Genomic DNA, 21,104 nt, shown 5'->3' on the forward strand with positions numbered 1-21,104 from the left:
ATTAACTTATCTATATCGTAGCACACACGATACGCTATGAAAAGGGAAATCTGCCTGTTGTCAGATGGCTACCTTCTATCGTAAAACCATCCCTACTTGAACGCCATTGCGGCATGAACTGCCTTTTTCCAGCCACCATAAAGCCCAGTCCGCACGTCTTCACTCATGGACGGAGTAAAGGTATGATCACTCTGAGCATATCCCCGGACTTCATCCAGACTGCTCCAAAACCCAACTGCCAGTCCCGCTAAATACGCCGCACCGAGTGCAGTTGTCTCGTTCACAGCAGGTCGTTCTACAGGCAGATCGAGAATATCGCTCTGGAACTGCATCAGGAACTCGTTCATCACTGCACCTCCATCTACACGCATTGAACGCACAGGTACACCCGAATCGCTCGCCATGGCAGTTAGGACATCTTTAGTCTGGTAGGCCAGCGATTCCAGTACCGCTCGTATAAAGTGCTCCTTGGTCGTTCCCCGCGTCAAACCAAATGTCGCACCGCGCACGTCACTGTCCCAATACGGGCTGCCCAGACCCACAAAGGCCGGGACAAAATATACCCCTTCCGTCGAGGTCACACGCGCCGCATACGCTTCACTATCTTTGGCTTCGCGGAACATACGCAACCCATCACGCAGCCACTGAATAGCAGATCCGGCTACAAAAATGCTGCCCTCCAGCGCATACTTCACCTGACCATTCAGCCCCCATGCAATGGTCGTAATCAGTCCATGTTCCGAGTCACAGGGTTCATCTCCGGTATTCATCAGCATAAAGCATCCCGTACCGTAAGTATTTTTAATCATGCCCTTGTCAAAGCATCCCTGACCGAACAGAGCTGCTTGCTGATCACCCGCCGCTCCGGCAATAGGGATTTCCTGTCCAAAAAAGTGATAATCCACCGTATGCGCATATATCTCAGAAGATGATTTCACCTCTGGTAGCATAGACGCAGGAACGCCGAGAATATCCAGCAGCTCCTCATCCCATTTTAGCTCATAAATGTTGTACATGAGTGTGCGGGCCGCATTGGAGTAGTCCGTTACATGTGCTTTACCACCAGACAATCTCCAGATTAGCCAGGTATCAATCGTACCCAACAGCAAATCCCCGCGCTCCGCTTGAGCTCGTGCCCCTTCGACGTTGTCGAGTATCCATTTGACCTTGGTGCCAGAAAAGTAGGGATCAATGAGTAGTCCCGTTTTGCTATGAAAAATATGATCAAATCCACGGCTTTTCAATTCCTCGCAGATCCCGGCTGTTTGCCGTGACTGCCATACTAGTGCATGATATACAGGCAGACCCGTATGTTTATCCCACACCACTACGGTTTCCCGTTGATTCGTAATACCAATCCCGGCAATTTGGCTGGCTTTCACACCTGATTCCGACAAGCAGGAGGCGATGACAGCCAAAATAGAGCTCCATATCTCATTTGCGTTTTGCTCTACCCACCCCGGCTGGGGAAAATACTGTGGGAACTCCCGTTGTGCCTTGTATACCACTTTTCCCTGCCGATCAAACAAGATGGCCCGCGAACTGGTTGTGCCCTGATCCAAGGCAAGGATGTATTGCTCCATCGTTTTCCAGCCTCCTTGCATATTTATGTATTGTTGCCCACTTGATTCAAGTAAAGGCTATTGCTTATAATGCTCGAACAGTTGTTTATTGGAGGTCGTAACTGCTGTAGCTCCCGCAGCCAACGCCGCTTCCACATCCTCAGGGGTGCGAATAAGTCCGCCCGCCAAAATAGGAATGCCCGTGCGTTCGCTGACTTCCTTAATCATCGGTGGGACAACACCAGGCAGTACCTCAATATAATCAGGTCGTGTTTTTTCCACCAGCGCGTAGCTTTTTTCTAGCGCAATTGTATCGAGCAGGAACACCCGCTGTACAGCAAGAATCCCCTTCTTTTTAGCGGTTGCGATCACCCCAGACCGGGTCGAAATGATCCCAAATGGCTTAATTTCCTGACACAAATATTCAGCCGCATACTCGTCATTCTTCAAGCCTTGCACCAGATCGGCATGCAGGAGCATTTGCTTGCTGCGACTTCTAGCCATCTGGTACAGGTTGCGCAGCTGCGCTACATGCGTATCCAGAAAAACAGCATACTCATAAGAACTGTCCAAAATACCCTCCAGCTGCTTCATATGCTTAGCTGCAGGTAAAATGCGTTGTCCCTGAAATGGCATGGATATCCCCCTTAGGCTGAATGTCGGTCAAACTCGTTCAAATTTTATATTATCACTCTGTTCGACGAACGTGAAGCGGTTTCATTGCAGATATGTATAAAGGGCTGCCTTCCCTGCAATAGATGTCAGCAGGAAGAAGACAGCCTAATCGTTCAAAGGAACTGGATCAAATCACACGATGGCACCCTTAAAATGCTCCATAGTGTACTAGCCCTCAAACCCTTGGCGCAGCCATGAGGTAGCGAGCGTGATCGCACCGCGCTTGGCCGCGGTTTCCGACAATGGGTTCAGCATCACAAAGTCGTGGATGATGCCCTGAAAGCGTGCAGCGGTCACATCTACCCCCGCTTCACGCAGCTTGTTCGCATAGGCCTCACCCTCATCGCGCAGCACATCGGCCTCGCCTGTAATGACCAGCGCACGCGGTAGCCCTTTGAGCTGTTCTGTGGTGGCACGTAACGGGGACGCCGTGATCTGCGCTCGTTCGTTGGGATCTGTCGTATATTGATCCCAAAACCATTGCATTCCTTCGCGGCTCAGGAAATATCCTGTGGCGAACTCCTGGTAGGATTCCGTGTCAAAGGAAGCGTCCGTCACCGGATAAAATAACAACTGCTGCCGGATGGCAGGACCACTGCGTTCTTTGGCCAGCAGCGTTACAGCCGCGGTCATGTTACCGCCGACACTGTCTCCGGCTATCGTCAGCGTATCGGGCTTCAGTCCATGCTCGCGCCCATGCTGTGCCACCCATTGAACGACCGCGTAAATTTCCTCAATCGCCGTCGGATATTTAGCTTCAGGTGCCAAGCTATATTCCGGGAATACAACGGCTGCCTGTGAGCCGACTGCCAATTCACGAATCAGACGATCATGCGTGTGGGCATTACCGAATACCCAGCCTGCTCCGTGAATATATACAATGACCGGCAGATCGCTTGTCACTTGTTGTGGACGAACAATTCTGACATTTACCTCACCGCCAGGCCCACCTGGAATAGTTAGATCTTCTACATCTGCGGCAGGTTTGTCTGCTGGACCGGATTGAACCTCATTGACCGTTTCACGTCCTTTTTCAGGACCCAAATCATATAGAAACGGAGGCTTGGCATTATCGTCTGCAAATTTCTGTGCTGCGGGTTCAAGCTGTACTTTTTTACTCATATCGGTTCACTCTTCCTTTCTTATCTGTGGTCTACATATATCCAATATGGCTTAAGTTTGCTCATTCAGTTTCACCTTATATATTTAAACGAGTTCCTCTCTTTCCAATCGGAGGACTTTAGTTTGCCCAACAGAAGAGCTTGACTTTTATTTTATATTGTAACTATAATAGTTACATATTAAAGTTCGTAAATGCACTGGGTACACTTACGATCAAACGAATGAATCATCCATCATCCACATCATATTTATAGGAGGCTATCTATTATGAAAATTTCAGTTATTGGTGCAACCGGTAAAGCAGGAAGTAATATCGTAAAAGAAGCATTAGACAGAGGGCATGAAGTAACCGCCATCGTCCGTGACTCGGCTAAAGTTACAGAAAATCGTGCTACTGTAGTACAAAAAGACGTTTTTGATCTGAAAACAGATGATCTGAAAGGCTTTGACGTAGTCGTTAATGCATTTGCCGCTCCACTCGGACAAGAGCATCTGCATGTCGATGCAGGTAACGTACTAATTGAAGGTCTGCGTAATGTATCCGGTACTCGCCTGATTGTCGTAGGTGGTGCAGGCAGCTTGTTCACTGACGAATCCCAAACACTTTTGGTAAAAGATGCTCCCGGCTTCCCTGATTTCGTATATCCAACAGCAAATAACCAAGGAAAAAACCTGGAAGTTTTGCGTGGTACCAGCGACCTGAACTGGACTTTCATTAGTCCTTCTGCGGAATTTGCTCTGGGTAAACGCACAGGCTCTTACCAAGTGGGAAAAGACACGCTGTTGGTTAATTCCAAAGGTGCAAGCTATGTCAGCTACGAAGATTATGCAGTTGCCGTAGTGGACGAAATCGAAAAACCACAACATCTGAACCAACGTTTCACTGTGGTGTCCGAGTCCTAATTTCCCTATTCTTGCCGCACATTTAGCATAAAAAAGACCCTTCGCCCATTTTCTCATCTTGCATGGAAAGTCCGCTTTACTCTAAATCAGACTTTCCATGCACGCTATGAGAAGCTGTACCCGAAGGGTCTTTTTGTTAATGACCTGTTGATACTCTCGTTATGACTTGTCCGTGCTGACCTTCTTTTCTGTAACGTGAGCGGAAGTCTCCCTCTTATCGCTAAAACACAGCTTGAGGATCGGAGGCGAAGCCAAGGTCGTCAGAATGATGGCAATGATCACCGATGTAAAATATTGCTGTGCCAACAGACCCGACTGTAGACCGGTAGCTGCGATAATAAGTGCGACCTCGCCGCGAGATATCATCCCGGAGCCGATCGCAAGGGCAGAACGGTTATCGAAGCCCGTCAGCCGCGCCCCGAGTCCTCCCCCGATAAGCTTTGTCACCAGCGCAATCAGTGTCAAAACAACAACAAATCCGAGCTGCTGCCCTACTCCCTCAAAGGAAACATTTAATCCGATGCTGACAAAAAATACAGGAACAAAGATGGAATAAGCGATGGGTTCCACCTTTTCTTCTACAACGTGCTTAAAGCTGGTTTGTGCAATGGCAATCCCGGCCGCAAAGGCTCCGATAATCCCTGCCATCCCCAACATATCCGCAAAATACGCAAACCCAAAGCAAATAATCAACGCAGTCGTGATGACCGCTTCAGTCACCTTGAGCGGAGCAAGTATTTTCATAACCCATGGAACAACGAACCAGCCCCCCAGAATAGCTACGACGAAGAAAACTAGCTTTTTGCCAACAAGAAGTCCCAACGAAGTTTCTCCACCCATACCGAATATACTCATTACTACCGCTAGCAGCACCACGACAAGCACATCATCCAGCACTGCCGCACCCAAAATGGTCGAGCCTTCCCGGGTATTCAGCTTATTCATATCCTTGAGTACCTGTACCGTAATGCTTACCGAGGTAGCACTCAGAATAATTCCTAGAAACCAGCCTTCATGCACCGAGAATCCAAAGGCTTCCCCTACACCAAAACCGCAAATTAGCGGTAAAATAATACCTCCAACCGCCACAGCTACCGCAGGCTTCCAGTTACGCCGAAGTTGATCCAGGTCCGTCTCCAGTCCAGCAATGAACATCAGCAGCAGCACGCCGATTTCAGACATATTATGAATCAGCGAATCATTCTGAATCCATCCTAATACGGCTGGGCCCAGGACAATTCCTGCGATCAGCTTTCCCAACACCGCTGGTTGACCGAGCTTGACGGACAAATGACCCGCGACTTTTGTGAATAGTAGAATCAGCAGAAGATATAGTATAAATTGCATAGGCTGATAACCTCCTTTTATTTAATCCTTGAACTCATCTGCGCATAACCCACAATATTGAAGAAAACTGATAATCATAAAATGCTAAACAAACGTGCAAAATATGTGTCCGACCTGAAACAAACGGCTCGCAAAATAAAAAGGGAAACCCGAAATAAAGCACAGGTTCCCCTAAAAAAGACATAGAGGAGCCTTGGTGACAGGCTCCTCCGGTAAATTCATATATTCATTTGATGTTGTCGGTCATACTTGCGCAAACAAGCAATTTTATATTTTAATTATATCTCTTCTGCAAACCCGTGTAAACGTATTGAATCAATTTTCTGCTTTTTTCACATAGCGGTCGCGGTATTCGTGGTCCAGCATACTCATCAGAATCGAATCATGGTATTCATAATTATAGAATAAAGCATCCCGCTGCACACCTTCGCGCTGAAAGCCTACTTTTTCATAGCAACGAATGGCGCGTTCATTAAAATCAAATACATTCAGCTCAATCCGATGCAGATTACAGATACCGAATCCGTAATCCAGCATAAGTACAAGCGCTTCGGTGCCGTAGCCTTTCCCCTGATTTCCCTGCTCATTGATCGCAATACGGATGTTGGCACTGCGGTTCAGGCTGTCCATATCCTGCAGGGCTATATCCCCAATGACACGATCATCTTCGCTAAGCGCAATCAACAGCAACAGGCTTGAGGTGTCCTGTCCTTTAGCTTCAATATAACGGGCAATTTGATCCTTGGTAAAGCTGCGTTGTGTGCCTGTCAGCCTCCGCACATCCTGATGGAACAATGTATTATAGTATAGCTCGGTGTCCTCTACGTTAACGGGACGCAAGTACACCCGTGATCCTTCAAGTAACCGTGCCACAGGCTCTGAGGCTGAAGTTTGTTGAGTCATCATGATCTCTCCCATGCTAAAAATATAAATGACGAAAATCAAAGCAAATTATTGCGCAAGTTCGACTACGCAAGGTCTGCATTTTGCTCCGTAGTCAGGCTAGAATCAGCGAGGGACTCGCGCCAAATTACGGATTGAAGCAGCAGGCCTGCCAAACCCAAGATTCCAACAGTCATCCCGATCCAGACAAAAGCCGTTCCCGCCCCTGCTATTCGGATCAATACTCCCCCTGCAAGCGGGGAAAGTACCATGATTGCTCCAATCACGGTACTTTGGATACCAAAGACGCGCCCCACCATATCAGCAGGGGTTTTGGCTTGTAGTATATAATTCTGGGTGATAATGTACAGGCCGTTGCCCACGCCCAGCACGGCCCCGATCATAAGCAGTACAGGCAATCCTGTTCCGGGTCGCGCCCAGCCTAAAGCAGCAATAGCTCCGCCAACCAGCACATATCCACCACCGAGCCCCCAGCCTGCGCTTATGCGATTCAAGCGATTAAGCACAAGCATGCAGCCGACGGCGCCAGCACCAATGGCTGAAACCAGCCAGCCAAGCAGTGATTCATTACCCGGAGCGAGTACTCGCAGCAATGTAGGGAACTGGTAGTCGATCATGAGAATGGCGATCAAGCCGAAAAGTCCGAATATAAGCGTATGCAAAAGCATTCGACTGCGCCATAAGAACGCCCAGCCCTCACGCCATTGGTTGAAAAAACGAGATGCGCGGACATGCCCCTCCCGCATTTTGGCTTCATCAGCCTCAGGCGCTGTATGCGCAGCCGACTTTCCTTGCTGCCCGGCTGCAACAGCTTGTTGGTCTGTGCTGACCAGCGCCGGACCGATTCCCCGCAACGGCCACAGCAGCAGGCCGGAACAGAGACGCAGCAATGCATTGAGAATAATGCATGCCTGAGGGGACAACACAGTCAAGGTCATAGCACCCAGTAATGGCCCTGCTACTTTGGAGGCCTGATTGACCAGCCCATTCAGCGAGGTCGCCCGAAACAGGTCGTCGCTGGCGACTACCGTGCGGGTTAAGCCTTGCTGTGAGGGCATTTGGAATACGCCAGCCGCCGCGCGCAGACCGAGCAAAGGCAGCAGCCACGCCGGGCCCGGGACGGCGAGGATCACCAGCGTCAATAAGGCGATAGCTGCATCGCAGACGATCATCAGCCTGGCCTTGTGTACCCGGTCGGCTAACGTGCCCGCGATGGAACCCAGCAGCAGACCCGGTAGGGCCATCACTACCGGAATCAGCGCAATCATCATAGGGTCGGCTTCCCAGCGATAGGCAACAAGCACCTGAATGGCGATAGCATCAAACCAATCGCCAAAGGAGGCAGCCGTGTGCGCCGCAAACATCCGCCGAAAACGGCCATTGCGCCAAATGCTAGGCGTGGATTGCAGTTCTTTCTTTTCCTTCATTATCTACTCACCCTGCTCTCATTTTCAGCTTCTTTTAGCAATAAGAACATTCTAGCGGGTCTATATCAGAGGAAAATCAGACAGCTAAAAACATCAGATCACAGAAAGTGTTTGCTCCAACCAATGCCTTAGCGCCTGACGATGCAGTGTTAAACTGTTGTCCCGGTCAAGCCGATCATATTGAGCCGCATATTTCTCTTCCAGCGTGGGATAGGTGCCACAGAGCTTCAAAAAACCGCGGATTTGGCAGACCGCTTTGATTTTTAGCAATTCCTGTTTAGCCATATCAAGGGTATCCAGCCCTTCATCCATAAGCCGCTCGGCGTTGTTCACATCTCCAGTACGCAAAAGCATAAGTCCGCGCATCATGCGATAACGGCCCAGTTCGCGTAAATACGGAGCCTCCGATAGCATGCCTTCCAGACGATCAGACAGTTCCGCAGCCTTTTCCATATGATTGGAAACCAGATGCATGTACATCTCCATCAGTGCAACAGGCATCACAAATTTATCGAGATTATCCCGTTCCATGACCCTCAAGGTTAGTGGTAGACCTTCCTGTGCGCGTTCAGGTTCTCCATTTTCCACATAAGCCTCCAAGATGTTGAGAATGCGTAATTCCCGTTCCTGTTCACTGGACAGCAGCCTGCTGGAAAGCGCACACTCACATAGAGCAATCTCCTCATCCGTTACCCCTGCTGTGCCCGTAAATAGCAGCAACATCCAATACAATCGGTCTACAGGGGCAAAATCCTCCCGCTTCAAGAACCAGGACACATCCGCCTGTACAAAACGGGTATACATTTGATAAAAGGCAGACATTTGAAAACCCATCTGCTCCTGCTGGGCAGCCAGCGCTACGATGGAATTCCCCTGCCCCAACAGCTGGTATTTCCGGAAAAGCCCATGTACGGCGTCCTGCACCTCCTGATCGAGCAAGGACGGATGATTCTGAGGCTGCACGTCAGTCAAGGTCAAGCTGTAGCCATACCCTCTAACCGTATGAATACGGAGCCCATCCCATGACTTAAGTTTTTTGCGCAATCTATAGATATGATCATCCACCGTACGCTCCACCGGATACTCCAGCGGCCACACACGATCCAGCAGTTGTTCCCGGGTGAACACCTGATTCCGGTTATCGTACAGAAAGCGCAACAGCGCAAATTCTTTAGCCAACAACATAACACGATCTGCATTACAGACCACACTGTAGCCATCTGCATCAAATTGTAGCCTGATCATCCACCTCGCCTCCGACATATCGTTTCTTAGCTGCACCCAGCCCTATAAACATAAGCAACACACTCAGACACAAGAGCAGCAGCAGCGGGATTGTCCAACCTTGCGTCGCATCATGCAAATAACCGAACAGTGTCGGTCCGGTCGCTGCTAGCAAATAACCAAAGGATTGTGCCATACCAGACAGCTCCGCTGCCTGCTGCGGTGTCCGCGTCCGTAAATTAAAGAACATCATCACTAACGGGAAAGCAAAACCACCCGCTATACCGATACAAATGACCCAAATCACACTCCACTGTGTAGCCCCAAGCAGAAATCCACCCAAACCGATAAAATACAGCGCAGCCATAATCAGAACCAATACCCGCTGATCCTTCACCCGCGCTGCCCAAATAGGCACAATAAAAGTAAATGGCATTTGTGAAAACTGCAGCACGGACAGCATCCATCCCGCAGTCTCTGAATCCATCCCCTGTCCGCTCATCATTTCGGGAAACCAAGCGGCAGGAACATAGAACAGGGCAGATTGCAGCCCCATAAACAGCGTCACCTTCCAAGCCAAAGACGATGTATACACATTCACAGTTCGGGCAGACACTGCCGCTTTATTGGCTGTTTTGCGAGCCTTAAGGAGTTGGGGAACCCAGAGTAAGATTCCTACGACACCTACAATCGCCCATATTCCCAAAGCACCGCGCCAGCCCATACCTCCGTTCAAAGCCAGCGGTATACTCAGCCCGGATGCTGTTGCAGCAACCACATTCATGGATACTGAGTATACGCCGGTCATCAGTCCGCTGTTGCGAGGAAACTCCTCTTTGATCAGACTGGGCAGCAACACATTACACACGGCAATAGCCAGTCCCAGCATGGCGGTCCCGACAAATAATGCGGTCACCCCCAGCGTTGAGCGCACCACAATACCTGCGGTCAACAGCAGCAAGGCTGCAAAAATAATAAGAGATGACCCGAAGCGGCGCGACAGTTTGGCTACAAAAGGCGACAACAGGGCAAAAGCCAGCAACGGCAATGTCGTTAATAGGCCACTCAGTGTATTCGAAATATGCAAAGAATCCTTAATCAAACCGATAAGAGGTCCTACCGAGGTAATCGAGGCGCGCAGATTGGCACCTACCAGAATGATCCCTATGGCAAGCACCCAAGGACCGGCATGCCACAAAGATTTGTATACCAAAGCTCGTTGGTGTTGCTGTGAACTCATCTCTCCATTCTCCTATCTATCTGTGTTATGCTCAAAGGCTCCAACCAAGTGTACGGCTGGAGCCTAGCAATTTTTATCTCATTAAATTATAAAGGCATTCGTGCCATATGCATAGGACGGATCGAAACAGCGCTCCAAGTCTTCAAGTTCAGCATATAGCTTCATTAAAAAATAAAAGCTGCCTGAAAGGATAGTTTCCTTTTGAGGCAGCTTTCAGTTCATAAACTTCGATGCGACCAGCGCTGCTTAACGTACCAGCCAGCCGCCGTCCACCGCCAAGATATGACCGTTCATGTAGTCGGAACCCTGACTAGCGAGGAAAACCACAACTCCCATCAAATCAGACGGATCGCCCCAACGACCCGCAGGAATACGCGACAAGATTTCTTGATTGCGACTTTCATCCGCACGGATTGGAGCTGTATTTGCCGTAGCAATATAACCCGGCGCAATCGCATTAATCTGAACGTTATGAACCGCCAGCTCATTCGCAAATGCCTTGGTCAAACCAGCTACCGCATGCTTGCTCGCTGTATACGGCGGAACGAATTTGCCACCCTGAAAAGCAAGCATAGAAGCGACATTGATAATCTTCCCGCTTTTTTGCTCTACCATCACTTTTGCCACTTCCTGGCTCAGGTGATATACGGCATTCAGGTTAATCTCCATAACAGCGTCCCAATCCTCATCTTTATACTCCAGCAGAGGGGCGCGACGAATCGTACCTGCATTGTTTACAAGGATATCAATTTTACCGAATTCATTGACGCATTCTTCTACAATTTTTTTAATGGATTCTTTCTCTGTCAGATCAGCCTGATAAAAGGCAACCTTCACACCCGTTGGCTCCAGCAAACGTCTTGTTTCTTCATATTCATCATTGTTAGCTACAATGAACAGATTTGCACCTGCTTTGGCCAAAGCTACGGAATATCCTTGACCCAAACCAGTGTTGCCTCCTGTTACAATCGCCGTTTTACCTTTTAGACTGAAAAAATCCAATGAAAAATTGTCCAGACCCATGCCTACGCCTCCATCACAAATTAGTTTAAAACCTATAATTCCTGAAGCCTACAGCGCTGCGCGTACTTCCTTATATTTAGCTACATAACGTGCTGCATTTTCTGTGATCAAGTCGTAGCGACCTTCCTTGGCTGGAGCCGTCAAATTACCCCCAATTCCCACGGCTACACATCCGTTACGCAGCCAGGTTTCCATATTGTCCAGATCAACGCCACCAGTTGGCATAATCTGTACATGAGGCATTGGACCTCTGACAGCCTTCACAAAGTCCGCCCCCATTGCACTGCCTGGGAACAACTTCACGACATCGCTACCCAATTTCATGGCTTCCTTGATCTCATTCAGCGTCATACAGCCGGGCATATAAGGAATCGCGTACAAATTGCATAGCTTCGCTGTTTCTTCTTCAAAAGAAGGACTCACGACAAACTCTGCTCCGGCTAGAATAGCAATTCTTGCCGTCAGTGACTCCAGTACCGTTCCTGCACCAATCACTGCCCGATCCTTAAATTCGTCTCTCAATCTTCGAATGACCTGATCCGCATCCGGCGTCGTAAACGTAAGCTCAATATTATCCAAGCCGCCTTCAATGCAGGCTTTAGACATTAGATATGCTTCCTCCGCCGTGTTTCCCCGAATGACTGCGACGACACCTACTGAAGTGATATGTTCCAAAACTTTCTTTTTCGTCATGTTCCTGATCCTTTCCACGAATGGGATGACCATGTACCCTCAGCCACTTGCAGGTTCACGCCCCAATACACTAATTGGATTAACGCAACTCGCTCATGGCAACCTGGTCCATGTCTTTGTATGTTTTATTTTCACCGGCCATGCCCCAAATGAAGGTATAGCTACCCGTAGCCGCACCGCAGTGGATAGACCAAGGTGGAGAAATAACGGCTTCATCATTTTTCATCACCAGATGGCGCGTTTCGTTCGGTTCACCCATCAGGTGGAACATTCTCGCATTCTCATCCAGTTCAAAGTAGAAATACACTTCCATCCGACGGTCATGAACATGTGTCGGCATGGAGTTCCACACACTGCCGTTCTCCAACGTCGTCATCCCCATAACCAATTGGCAACTTTGAATGCCTTCATCATGGATAAAGCGACGCAACGTTCGGTTGTTAGCTGTTTCCTGTGAACCCAGACTTTCAGACGGTACATCGGCAAAAGACTGCTTCGTCGTCGGATACGTGGTATGAGCCAGGGCCGAAACGATATAAAATTTTGCAGGCTTTTCACTGGAATCGCTTTCAAAGATCAACTCCTTGCCCCCTCTGCCTACATAGAGACAGTCTTTTGTGGCCAGCTCGTAAGTTTCACCGTCCACCTTGACCGTACCGCTGCCGCCGACATTAAAAATGCCCAGTTCGCGGCGCTCCAGGAAAGTTTCTGCTTTGATTTGATCGTTACCTTCCAGCGCAACAGATTTATTCACGGGATAAATGCCCCCGATAATGACACGATCTTCATGCGTATAGACCAGCTTTACCTCCTCAGGTACAAACAGTTCCTGGATCAAATAGTGCTGACGCAACTCTTCAGTCGTAAAATGCTTGGCATGTTCGGGATGAGTTGAATAACGCATTTCCATAAAAACATTCCTCCTGTTTAGATAAACTTTTTTATCAATGGAATTGTTATAAAAGCGGTTTCTAACTCTACTTCTTAGCTAGAATTGTAATAATTATCTAAGAGGGTGTCAACCTAAAACTTCACTATTCCTAGAAAAACCCTTAGTACATACGAAGTTTTACACGCTTTTTACCTTTTGATAAACAAAACCACTTTTTTTTATCTGTATTACCTAAAAAGTTTTTAGCCAATATATCAACTTCATCATTGTGAAAAACCGATTTATGTGATAATTTCAATTTATTCAGTTGGTGCATGCGCTTACAGATTAAGTTTACTAAACATAAGGAGGAATACAAATGACCGCAACATTGGATGCTGTTACCTTCGGAGAACCGATGGCCATGTTTTATGCCAATGAAGCAGGCTCTCTGGATGAGGTGCGTTCATTCACCAAAGCGTTGGCCGGGGCAGAGACGAATGTTTCAGCCGGTTTGGCGCGTTTGGGTCTACGGGCGGGACTCGTGACCAAACTCGGCGAGGATACGTTCGGCAAGTTCATTGCCAGTGCGCTACGTGAGGAAGGGATCGACACACAGAACGTCATGTTTACCAAAGACCACTCTACCGGAATGCTGATTAAATCCAAAGTTACAAGTGGGGACCCCGAGGTGGAATATTTCCGCAAACATTCCGCCGCTTCTACATTAAGCATCGCTGATTTTAACGAAGCTTACTTTTCCGGAGCTCGCCATCTGCATTTTACAGGTATTTCTGTCGCCCTCTCCCCTGAGTGCCGTGATTTCGCACGTCATGCGCGGCAATTTATGAAAAAGGCTGGCAAAACCGTATCCTTTGATCCGAACCTCAGACCTAAGTTATGGCCTGACACGCAAACGATGGTGGAGGCGATTAACGAGGCATCTGAGGGGTGCGACTGGCTTCTGCCGGGCATTCATGAAGGTAAAATATTGACAGGCTACACCTCACCAGAGGATATCGCTTCCTTCTATCTTGACCGAGGTACCTCGCTGGTCATCATCAAGCTGGGAACCGAAGGCGCATATTACAAATCCGCAGATGCTGAGGGATACGTCAAACGCTTCCGCGTAGAGCATGTCGTGGATACCGTCGGTGCCGGTGACGGATTTGCTGCAGGCGTTATCAGCGCGCTGCTGGAGAGCTTTCCCCTGGCAGAAGCAGTCAAGCGCGGGAATGCACTTGGTGCGCTGGCCGTCATGTCAGCCGGAGATATGGACGGCTATCCGACACGAGCCGAGCTGGAATCGTTTTTGCTCAGCGCCAGCACAAATTAGTCCGGGTTTATTCCCCGCATAACCTTCACCGCTATAAGCGCAAGCTCAACAAGGCCGAATCCAAAGTCAGCCTTAACTTCCAATAGCCCGTATTCGCGTTTGTACGATCTGAGCAGCATACGCATACTCAGATCGTACAAAGGAATACGGGCTATTTTTATAATATATGACACATTGCTCGTCTACAGCGTTTTGACGGATTCTCCCCGATTGATATCCGGCACAAATCGGTAAATAATCGGGACTGATTCGCCGCCTTCCTCAATGCTGGACAGCAGTGTTTTTGCCGCCTGCTTCCCCATATCCGCAATGGGTTGTGTAATGGTCGTAATCGGCGGATTGTAAATATGGGCAAACTCCGCATCGTCAATCCCGATAATGGACAGCTCTGCCGGAATACGTATACGGCGGGCATTCACATACTTCAACACCTCAGCCAACACGATATCATTCCCGGCCAACAGCGCAGTCGGCGGCTCCGGCAGTTGGAACAGCTCCTTCAGCGTCTGCTGGATTTCTTCTCTCGGCACACTGTGCATATATTCTTCACGAGATGGCAAGCCATGCTCCTCCAGCGCCTTTTTGTATCCGCTGAGCCGTTCCACTCGTGGAGTAATCCGATTCAAGCCAAGGGGCAAAGTAATCAGCGCAATTCGCTCATGTTTATGAGCCACAAGTTCCTGAATCGCCAGCTTAATCGCCATTTCGTTATCCAGTAGCAGGCTGCGCGTATTTACCCCATCTACCAAACGGTCCAAAAACACTAACGGATACTTTTCACGAATGAGTTGGTTGTAAATATCTGCATGCTTGCCTGTCGGGAAGATGATCAGGCCATCTACCTGCCGAGCCTTGAGCATCTCAATATACTGGCCCTCCTTGTCCGGATTTTCATCGGCGTTGCAAATGATCACCTGAATGCCAAAACGCTGCAATTCCTCCTCAATCGCACGGATAGACTGGATCGAAAGGGTATAGTCAATGTTGGCTACAATGACCCCCACCATAAACGTCCGGTTTTGCTTCAAGCTGCGGGCCAGCCCGTTAGGCTGATAGTTCAGCTCTTGAATAACCTCGGCAATCCGGTCTCTGGTCTGGTCGCTCATATATTTATATCGTTTGTTCAGAAATTGCGAGACAGTGCTTTTAGACACTCCTGCCTTCTGGGCAACATCTTCAATCGTCGGCTTCTTCATCGGTACACTCCTTGTCTTTCATGTACTGCGTTAGTGCAACAAAAGTATATCTTTTTTTTAGTAAATTTACCATACTTCTATTTATGAATGCCATTATGATATAAGTCGAACTTCAAAGTTGCCTATCGTGCCCCCGTGTAGAAGTATGGTTCTTCAGCAGCAAAAAGAGGCAGTTCAAGATGTTCTCTTGAACTGCCTCCGCGTACACAACTCTATCGAAAAGCTAGGCTCCAGCTGGCCCTAAATGCTGCTCGACATCAATGTGCCGGAACGGGCGTTGCAGACTGATCTGGTGTATCGTGCTCGACCAGCGCATGCTTTTCCCATAATCGGCTTTTCCAGCGAGCATACATGATGACAGCACGAGTCCATTCATCAGCAGCAATCGCCAGCCACACGCCGGCGAGCCCCATGTCCAGCTTGAACACAAGCAGATAACCAAGTGGCAAGCTCATGCAGACCATGGAGATCAGGCCCATAAAGACCGGGAACTTCGCATCTCCAGCAGCACGCAACGAGTTAATAATGACGATATTCGTTGTCCGGCCAGTTTCTAGCAGAATGCTAAGTAAAATGACCTGTGCTCCCAAACGAATAATTTCAGGGTTTTCCGTGAACAAACCAAGCAAGGGAACACGGAAAAAGATGACCACCGCATCAATAATCACGGTCACGAGCAACGCCCATTTCACACTGGTCAGTACACGTTTATAGGCAGTATCCTTCTGTCTGGCTCCCACGAGCCTTCCTACCACAATAGCCGTACCCATACCGACTGCCATACTGAACAAGTAAATATAGCTTGAAATATTATTCGCATATTGACGTGTCGCCATTGCTTCTGCGCCAAGATAAGTCACGTACAGTGTGAAGATGAGCTGACACGACTGATACATAATGGACTCCAGCGCGGATGGTACACCAATGCGCAATATTTTAGAGATAAACTTTTTGGACAATTGGACGTAATATTTCCACTCGACACGAACCTCAGTGACTCGGTACATCAGCCAGAAGAAGATCAAGAGACAAATAAAGCGGCTACCTACTGTAGAAATAGCAGCACCCTCTACTCCAAGTGCAGGCATTCCCCAATGCCCAAAAATCAAAACATAGTTGCCGACCACGTGGATCACGTTCATAAAAACCGATACATACATCGTTTCTTTGGTAAAACCATGTGTACGAATGGTCGCCGCCAGCGCATTAATCAATGCTTGAAGAAAAATGGCACCCCCGACGATGCTCATATACGACTCCGCGTAAGCCAGAATCTCACCCTGGACATTCAGCCATTGCAACATGTGCGTACCAAATACAAGAAAAATTACGCTAAGCAAAAGACCTACCATCAAATTCAACGTAATGGCCGTACCTGTAACCTGGGCCGCTTCGACTAGTTTCTTAGAACCGATATATTGAGCTACGACGATAGCAGCGCCGTTGCCGATAACCTCCAGTACAAGGATCGCAATTGAAATAATTTGATTGGACGCGCCCACACCCGACACTGCATTATCAGATACAGAACTGATCATGAACGTGTCGACGCTCCCCATTAGCATAAACAGAAACAATTCAAGGAAAATAGGCCATGTTAAACGGAACAAATTCAGTTCCTTAGCTTCGGACAATACCGAACCTTTTTTTAGTGCTCTGGTTGTCATTCATTCACCTTTCTTCATAGATTTATTTAACGATCAAAAGGTATGTTAGCACAGTCATTCTGAAAATACATCCCGTTTACGTAAAATGATTTGCAAAATGCGTAAGAATTCATTTATCACCCTCTTTATAATTGATTATCGAACTTTATTGAAACAGGATATTGCAAGAATATATCAGTAGTCTGGTCTTTTCGACGCAATTATGAGCTAAAGAGTATAATAGAATACGAGCCTGTGAGCATTGCCGCTGACAGGTTGTGAAGATTGTTGTATGCTTCCTAAGCATAATTTGTGAATTAAAGATGGAATATATAGGACATTCATAGGGTTAAAAGGTAATAAAGGAGGCTTTTACAGATGACTCAATCATTTCAAGCTCTTGTCGTCGATCAGACACAGGACGGTGAAGTTCAAGCAGAGGTACGTTCTCTGGAAGCTGGCAGTTTACCTGCTGGAGAAGTATTGATTCGTGTCGCTTATTCCAGCATCAATTATAAAGATGGGCTTGCTGCCCGCAAGGATGGCAATATTGTCAAAGCCTATCCGTTCGTACCAGGCATAGATTGCTCGGGAACCGTCGTCTCTTCGGAGGATAGCCGCTTTAGCGAAGGACAAGCGGTGCTCGTTACCGGATACGGGCTGGGTGTTTCTCAATTCGGAGGATTCAGCCAATATGCACGCGTGCCTGCGGACTGGGTGGTTCCACTTCCGAACGGACTCACGCCGAGAGAGGCAATGATTTTCGGGACAGCCGGATTCACCGCAGCCCTGTCGTTATATCGACTGGAACAAAACGGCGTTACTCCCGAGCAGGGCAAGGTACTCGTCACCGGAGCGACGGGCGGCGTAGGCGGGGCAGCCATTGCCTTGCTGAACAAGAGAGGCTACCATGTCGTAGCCAGCAGTGGCAAGGCCGATGCGCTCGATTACCTCAAGGCGCTCGGAGCAGCCGAGGTTATTTCCCGCGAGGAGGTCTACGACGGTGCGGAGAGCATCCGCCCGCTGGGCAAGCAGCTTTGGCAAGCAGCTGTTGATCCTGTAGGCGGAAAGCCGCTCGCTTCGCTGCTCAGCCAGATCGCCTACAACGGCTCCGTTGCCGTGAGCGGCCTGACGGCAGGCACCAAGCTGCCTACGACGGTGCTGCCGTTTATTTTGCGCGGCGTAAGTCTGCTGGGCATAGACTCTGTCTTCTGCCCATACGACACTCGCGTAGCAATCTGGAAGCGGCTCGGCAGCGAATGGAAGCCGGAACAGCTGGAGCAGCTGGAGCAGCTCGTTGAGCGCGAAGTCGGATTGGCCGACCTGCCAAGCGCGCTCGAAGACATCCTTGCAGCCCGCTCGCAAGGAAGAACGCTAGTACGGCTGGTTGACTAAGCGGAGTAGTCCGCAAGCTATCCATTGGCGTGTTTTCGCGTGAAGAAGTGTCATCCCATAGGGTCTAGCTTAGGAACATGTAAGAAGCCTGTAAATCTGCAATTTTGAGATTTACAGGCTTCTTTTTTTCGTGTGGTACATTTGAAGCAGACGGTTTACTTTTCGCAACCAAATGAACCTTTTGAGAACCTCAGTTGTTATATAGATAAACTGCACGAGAAAGGAGAGCACATCATTGGAGAGCAATCGAGAGTTGTTTGATTTGTATCAACGAGATGTATACCGAACCTGCTACTACATGGTACATAATGCATCGGATGCAGAGGATTTAACGCAGGAAGTGTTTATCATCCTGTTTCGCAGCAATCGTGAACAGATCGAACAACTAAAAGCTTGGATTATGAAGATTACGGTCAATCATTGTCTGAATTACCTTAAACGCCAGAAAAGCCTGCATTTGAAGGTATCGGCTAATCCCTATCTATTTAGCGGGGCGGAAGGTAAACCTGTAGACAGGCTGGTGGAAGAACGCGAATCGGCAGAGGAATGGGCCGTTTATATGAATCGCCTTCCGGCCAAAATCCGCGCTGTGCTGACACTCCGCTATATGCATGATTTCACGCTGGCGGAAATATCCAAACTGCTGGAAATTCCGCTGGGAACCGTCAAATCGAGGACTCACAAAGGACTAAAGTTATTGGAGCAAATATTGCGGGATGCAGGGGTACAAATTCCCGAGATGGAAGGAGAGAACTATGAACAACATAGAAAAGGCATTGAAGCGCAAGTTAAATGATGATTCGGAAATGGCCTATCCTGACTTCGATGAGATGTGGAACCGGATGGAACAGACAGGGCATACTGCCCCTACGCTAACCGACACTTCCGATTCATTCACTCCCCACCGACACAGAAACTGGCGCAAAATAGCTATTGCCGCCTCTCTAAGCGCACTTCTGGTTGCAGTTCCTGTCTATGCCGCCATCCACTACAACTGGGACAATCTGCTACGCGGAAGAAGTGGCATCCAGACAGCATTAAAGCAAAACCTCGGGCAACCGCTGGAGCAGTCCGTGACCAGAGACGGAGTGAAGCTAACGCTGCATACAGCTATTGTCGATGAGAACCGGACCGTGATCCTGTACAGCTTGGAGGTCGGAAAACGTGCAGACAACGAGTTTTGGAATGTTAAAGGTATGTCACTCAAAAAGGCTACAAAAAAAGGCAGTGACGGGGAATACAACTTCCAACAGTGGGATCCCAAAAACCAGCGGTATAACGGATACTTTGAAAGCGATTGGACACCGCAGCAGGAGACGGAGAACATGCAGCTGACCGTAGAGCATATGCAGCTTTACAGCATACAGGAACTGGATTTGCCGCTCCATATCCAATCGCCTGAGCCGCAAACTTTCACGCTGGGGCGTGACGGATTGCACGACATAAAGGTACAAGCATTTGATCAAGGGAAGGACAAACTGATGCTATCCTCCGCAATTACCTTCGATTCATCCATGCCAAAGAAATGGGATAATCCGCAGATCATGGCCTACAAGGGCGGAATCCCTGTGATGTCGCAGCCGGGAGGAGCTTTTGGCAAGCCCGGAGAGAATGGAGAATATACGGCACAGCAGTATTTTAAGCGGAGTGATATACCGGAAGAACAGACCACCTACAAACTACAGTATGCCAAAACGGAAAAAAGCATCGACGGGCCCATCGAATTTGATCTTCAGTTAAGCAAAAAACAAATGGAGAGCGGAACGATTAAAACCGTGCTCGATACCCCACTGGAGAAGGGAGATCCAAATTTTACGATGGAGCATATGATCGTCACACCCACACAAATTCGTGTCACGGTCAGAAGCAAGAAAAAATTCGTCGATATCCCTTATCAAAAATACTCCCTTTCCGTGAACGGCAAGACGCTGGAGGGTAACCGATGGTCACCGCCTAATAGCGAACCTTATCTGACCACGATCCGTTTTGAGCGACCGTCCGAGCTTGTCATTACCAAGGACACACCGATTACGTTTACCGGGAAATACAAAGTAACGATACACTCAGATGATAAAACGCCGCTGCGTTTAACTCATATTTCCGATCAAAGGCAGACGCTGACCACACAAATTGGCGGCTATCCGGTGAACTGGACCTACTATAAACAAGGAGCGGATCTGTTCGTAGAAACCGAAAGCGAGGATGCTCACTTTGGAGGGATTAACCAGACGCATATTGGCCTGGGTAAAGAACGGATTATCGGCAAGCCGATCACAGCCAATTTTGCCGGAGACGGCAATAACAAGGCAGTGGATGTCTACAAGAACTTCAAGGGGACCGAGGCTTCCATCTATATGTTCTACTACACGACGGACGACCCAGAGGCAGGGACAACTATACCATTACAGCCTCTGACAAACACAAGCGAAGCATCTGAATAGTAATGCTATAAAAAGGGTGTCCCATATACCTGTGTGAACCGTGGTATAGGGAACCCCTTTTTATTTTCCTATGAAGGCACAGTCTGCCTGGAACGATTGA

The 21,104-nt window shown here is 48.6% G+C and carries 19 protein-coding genes; 5 read left to right on the forward strand and 14 right to left on the reverse strand.

From position 1 onward, the window contains the following. Positions 1-92: 92 nt before the first annotated feature. The 3 genes from glpK to G9G54_RS10895 form a co-directional block, all read right to left on the reverse strand. Positions 93-1,583, reverse strand: coding sequence for a glycerol kinase GlpK (gene glpK, locus G9G54_RS10885; RefSeq protein WP_165177952.1), 1,491 nt, complete (start codon positions 1,581-1,583; stop codon positions 93-95). A 57-nt stretch (positions 1,584-1,640) separates the two neighbouring features. After that, positions 1,641-2,198 carry a glycerol-3-phosphate responsive antiterminator gene (locus G9G54_RS10890; RefSeq protein WP_023990856.1) on the reverse strand — a complete coding sequence of 186 codons (558 nt, stop codon included), beginning with the start codon at positions 2,196-2,198 and terminating at the stop codon, positions 1,641-1,643. 207 nt (positions 2,199-2,405) lie between these two features. Then, positions 2,406-3,359, reverse strand: coding sequence for an alpha/beta hydrolase (locus tag G9G54_RS10895; protein WP_165177954.1), 954 nt, complete (start codon positions 3,357-3,359; stop codon positions 2,406-2,408). 267 nt (positions 3,360-3,626) lie between these two features. On the opposite strand from G9G54_RS10895, the gene G9G54_RS10900 reads away from it, so the two are divergent. Beyond that, positions 3,627-4,262, forward strand: a complete 636-nt coding sequence (locus G9G54_RS10900; protein ID WP_165177956.1) for an NAD(P)-dependent oxidoreductase — start codon at positions 3,627-3,629, stop codon at positions 4,260-4,262. A 159-nt stretch (positions 4,263-4,421) separates the two neighbouring features. On the opposite strand, the gene G9G54_RS10905 is transcribed toward G9G54_RS10900, so the two are convergent. From G9G54_RS10905 to kduI, 8 genes are all read right to left on the reverse strand, one after another. Further along, complete coding sequence (locus tag G9G54_RS10905) at positions 4,422-5,609, reverse strand: cation:proton antiporter (RefSeq protein ID WP_165177958.1); 1,188 nt, start codon at positions 5,607-5,609, stop codon at positions 4,422-4,424. 315 nt (positions 5,610-5,924) lie between these two features. Next, positions 5,925-6,515 carry a GNAT family N-acetyltransferase gene (locus G9G54_RS10910; RefSeq protein WP_165177960.1) on the reverse strand — a complete coding sequence of 197 codons (591 nt, stop codon included), beginning with the start codon at positions 6,513-6,515 and terminating at the stop codon, positions 5,925-5,927. 62 nt (positions 6,516-6,577) lie between these two features. Next, positions 6,578-7,939, reverse strand: coding sequence for an MFS transporter (locus tag G9G54_RS10915; protein WP_165177962.1), 1,362 nt, complete (start codon positions 7,937-7,939; stop codon positions 6,578-6,580). Positions 7,940-8,032: 93 nt separating this feature from the next. Continuing rightward, a complete protein-coding gene (locus G9G54_RS10920; protein ID WP_165177964.1) occupies positions 8,033-9,184 on the reverse strand; it encodes a winged helix-turn-helix domain-containing protein in 1,152 nt (383 codons plus the stop codon). Further along, a complete protein-coding gene (locus G9G54_RS10925) occupies positions 9,165-10,403 on the reverse strand; it encodes a CynX/NimT family MFS transporter (RefSeq protein WP_165177966.1) in 1,239 nt (412 codons plus the stop codon). The genes G9G54_RS10920 and G9G54_RS10925 overlap by 20 nt, the downstream gene beginning before the upstream one ends. 246 nt (positions 10,404-10,649) lie before the next feature. Beyond that, complete coding sequence (gene kduD, locus G9G54_RS10930; protein ID WP_061831955.1) at positions 10,650-11,426, reverse strand: 2-dehydro-3-deoxy-D-gluconate 5-dehydrogenase KduD; 777 nt, start codon at positions 11,424-11,426, stop codon at positions 10,650-10,652. A gap of 48 nt (positions 11,427-11,474) precedes the next feature. Then, the gene (locus G9G54_RS10935) at positions 11,475-12,119 is read right to left on the reverse strand and encodes a bifunctional 2-keto-4-hydroxyglutarate aldolase/2-keto-3-deoxy-6-phosphogluconate aldolase (protein WP_025683172.1); all 645 of its coding nucleotides are present in this window, start codon (positions 12,117-12,119) and stop codon (positions 11,475-11,477) included. A 79-nt stretch (positions 12,120-12,198) separates the two neighbouring features. Next, complete coding sequence (kduI, locus tag G9G54_RS10940) at positions 12,199-13,029, reverse strand: 5-dehydro-4-deoxy-D-glucuronate isomerase (protein ID WP_061831956.1); 831 nt, start codon at positions 13,027-13,029, stop codon at positions 12,199-12,201. A gap of 340 nt (positions 13,030-13,369) precedes the next feature. Between kduI and G9G54_RS10945 the strand changes: the two genes are divergently transcribed. Then, entirely contained in the window at positions 13,370-14,326 is a 957-nt protein-coding gene (locus G9G54_RS10945; RefSeq protein WP_165177968.1) for a sugar kinase, read from the forward strand. On the opposite strand, the gene G9G54_RS10950 is transcribed toward G9G54_RS10945, so the two are convergent. From G9G54_RS10950 to G9G54_RS10960, 3 genes are all read right to left on the reverse strand, one after another. After that, positions 14,323-14,499, reverse strand: coding sequence for a hypothetical protein (locus G9G54_RS10950; protein WP_155765236.1), 177 nt, complete (start codon positions 14,497-14,499; stop codon positions 14,323-14,325). The two genes, G9G54_RS10945 and G9G54_RS10950, sit on opposite strands and share 4 nt — an antisense overlap. A gap of 9 nt (positions 14,500-14,508) precedes the next feature. After that, positions 14,509-15,522 (reverse strand): LacI family DNA-binding transcriptional regulator, encoded by a 1,014-nt coding sequence (locus G9G54_RS10955; protein WP_061831958.1) that lies wholly within the window; start codon positions 15,520-15,522, stop codon positions 14,509-14,511. Between the two features lie 257 nt (positions 15,523-15,779). Beyond that, a complete protein-coding gene (locus tag G9G54_RS10960; RefSeq protein WP_023990870.1) occupies positions 15,780-17,189 on the reverse strand; it encodes an MATE family efflux transporter in 1,410 nt (469 codons plus the stop codon). Between the two features lie 357 nt (positions 17,190-17,546). Here G9G54_RS10960 and G9G54_RS10965 point away from each other — a divergent pair, with 357 nt between their 5' ends. The 3 genes from G9G54_RS10965 (at position 17,547) to G9G54_RS10975 (ending at position 21,004) form a co-directional block, all read left to right on the forward strand. Next, positions 17,547-18,563, forward strand: coding sequence for an acrylyl-CoA reductase family protein (locus G9G54_RS10965; RefSeq protein WP_165177970.1), 1,017 nt, complete (start codon positions 17,547-17,549; stop codon positions 18,561-18,563). A gap of 235 nt (positions 18,564-18,798) precedes the next feature. Further along, the gene (locus G9G54_RS10970; RefSeq protein ID WP_025721972.1) at positions 18,799-19,359 is read left to right on the forward strand and encodes an RNA polymerase sigma factor; all 561 of its coding nucleotides are present in this window, start codon (positions 18,799-18,801) and stop codon (positions 19,357-19,359) included. Continuing rightward, a complete protein-coding gene (locus tag G9G54_RS10975) occupies positions 19,319-21,004 on the forward strand; it encodes a DUF4179 domain-containing protein (RefSeq protein WP_165177972.1) in 1,686 nt (561 codons plus the stop codon). Before G9G54_RS10970 ends, G9G54_RS10975 begins: the two co-directional genes overlap by 41 nt. The last annotated feature ends 100 nt before the right edge of the window (positions 21,005-21,104 follow it).

Source organism: Paenibacillus sp. EKM212P, from assembly GCF_011066115.1.
In the GTDB taxonomy this organism is placed as follows: domain Bacteria; phylum Bacillota; class Bacilli; order Paenibacillales; family Paenibacillaceae; genus Paenibacillus; species Paenibacillus polymyxa_B.

What these genes read in the sequence shown, in the direction of transcription:
- G9G54_RS10895 (WP_165177954.1), bottom strand. Translation starts at nt 3,359, where the DNA reads ATGAGTAAAAAAGTACAGCTTGAACCCGCAGCACAGAAATTTGCAGAC.
- G9G54_RS10925 (WP_165177966.1), bottom strand. Translation starts at nt 10,403, where the DNA reads ATGAGTTCACAGCAACACCAACGAGCTTTGGTATACAAATCTTTGTGG.
- kduI (WP_061831956.1), bottom strand. Translation starts at nt 13,029, where the DNA reads ATGGAAATGCGTTATTCAACTCATCCCGAACATGCCAAGCATTTTACG.
- G9G54_RS10935 (WP_025683172.1), bottom strand. Translation starts at nt 12,119, where the DNA reads ATGACGAAAAAGAAAGTTTTGGAACATATCACTTCAGTAGGTGTCGTC.
- G9G54_RS10945 (WP_165177968.1), top strand. Translation starts at nt 13,370, where the DNA reads ATGACCGCAACATTGGATGCTGTTACCTTCGGAGAACCGATGGCCATG.
- glpK (WP_165177952.1), bottom strand. Translation starts at nt 1,583, where the DNA reads ATGGAGCAATACATCCTTGCCTTGGATCAGGGCACAACCAGTTCGCGG.
- G9G54_RS10890 (WP_023990856.1), bottom strand. Translation starts at nt 2,198, where the DNA reads ATGCCATTTCAGGGACAACGCATTTTACCTGCAGCTAAGCATATGAAG.
- G9G54_RS10955 (WP_061831958.1), bottom strand. Translation starts at nt 15,522, where the DNA reads ATGAAGAAGCCGACGATTGAAGATGTTGCCCAGAAGGCAGGAGTGTCT.
- G9G54_RS10910 (WP_165177960.1), bottom strand. Translation starts at nt 6,515, where the DNA reads ATGATGACTCAACAAACTTCAGCCTCAGAGCCTGTGGCACGGTTACTT.
- kduD (WP_061831955.1), bottom strand. Translation starts at nt 11,426, where the DNA reads ATGGGTCTGGACAATTTTTCATTGGATTTTTTCAGTCTAAAAGGTAAA.
- G9G54_RS10965 (WP_165177970.1), top strand. Translation starts at nt 17,547, where the DNA reads ATGACTCAATCATTTCAAGCTCTTGTCGTCGATCAGACACAGGACGGT.
- G9G54_RS10920 (WP_165177964.1), bottom strand. Translation starts at nt 9,184, where the DNA reads ATGATCAGGCTACAATTTGATGCAGATGGCTACAGTGTGGTCTGTAAT.
- G9G54_RS10905 (WP_165177958.1), bottom strand. Translation starts at nt 5,609, where the DNA reads ATGCAATTTATACTATATCTTCTGCTGATTCTACTATTCACAAAAGTC.
- G9G54_RS10960 (WP_023990870.1), bottom strand. Translation starts at nt 17,189, where the DNA reads ATGACAACCAGAGCACTAAAAAAAGGTTCGGTATTGTCCGAAGCTAAG.
- G9G54_RS10915 (WP_165177962.1), bottom strand. Translation starts at nt 7,939, where the DNA reads ATGAAGGAAAAGAAAGAACTGCAATCCACGCCTAGCATTTGGCGCAAT.
- G9G54_RS10900 (WP_165177956.1), top strand. Translation starts at nt 3,627, where the DNA reads ATGAAAATTTCAGTTATTGGTGCAACCGGTAAAGCAGGAAGTAATATC.
- G9G54_RS10975 (WP_165177972.1), top strand. Translation starts at nt 19,319, where the DNA reads ATGAACAACATAGAAAAGGCATTGAAGCGCAAGTTAAATGATGATTCG.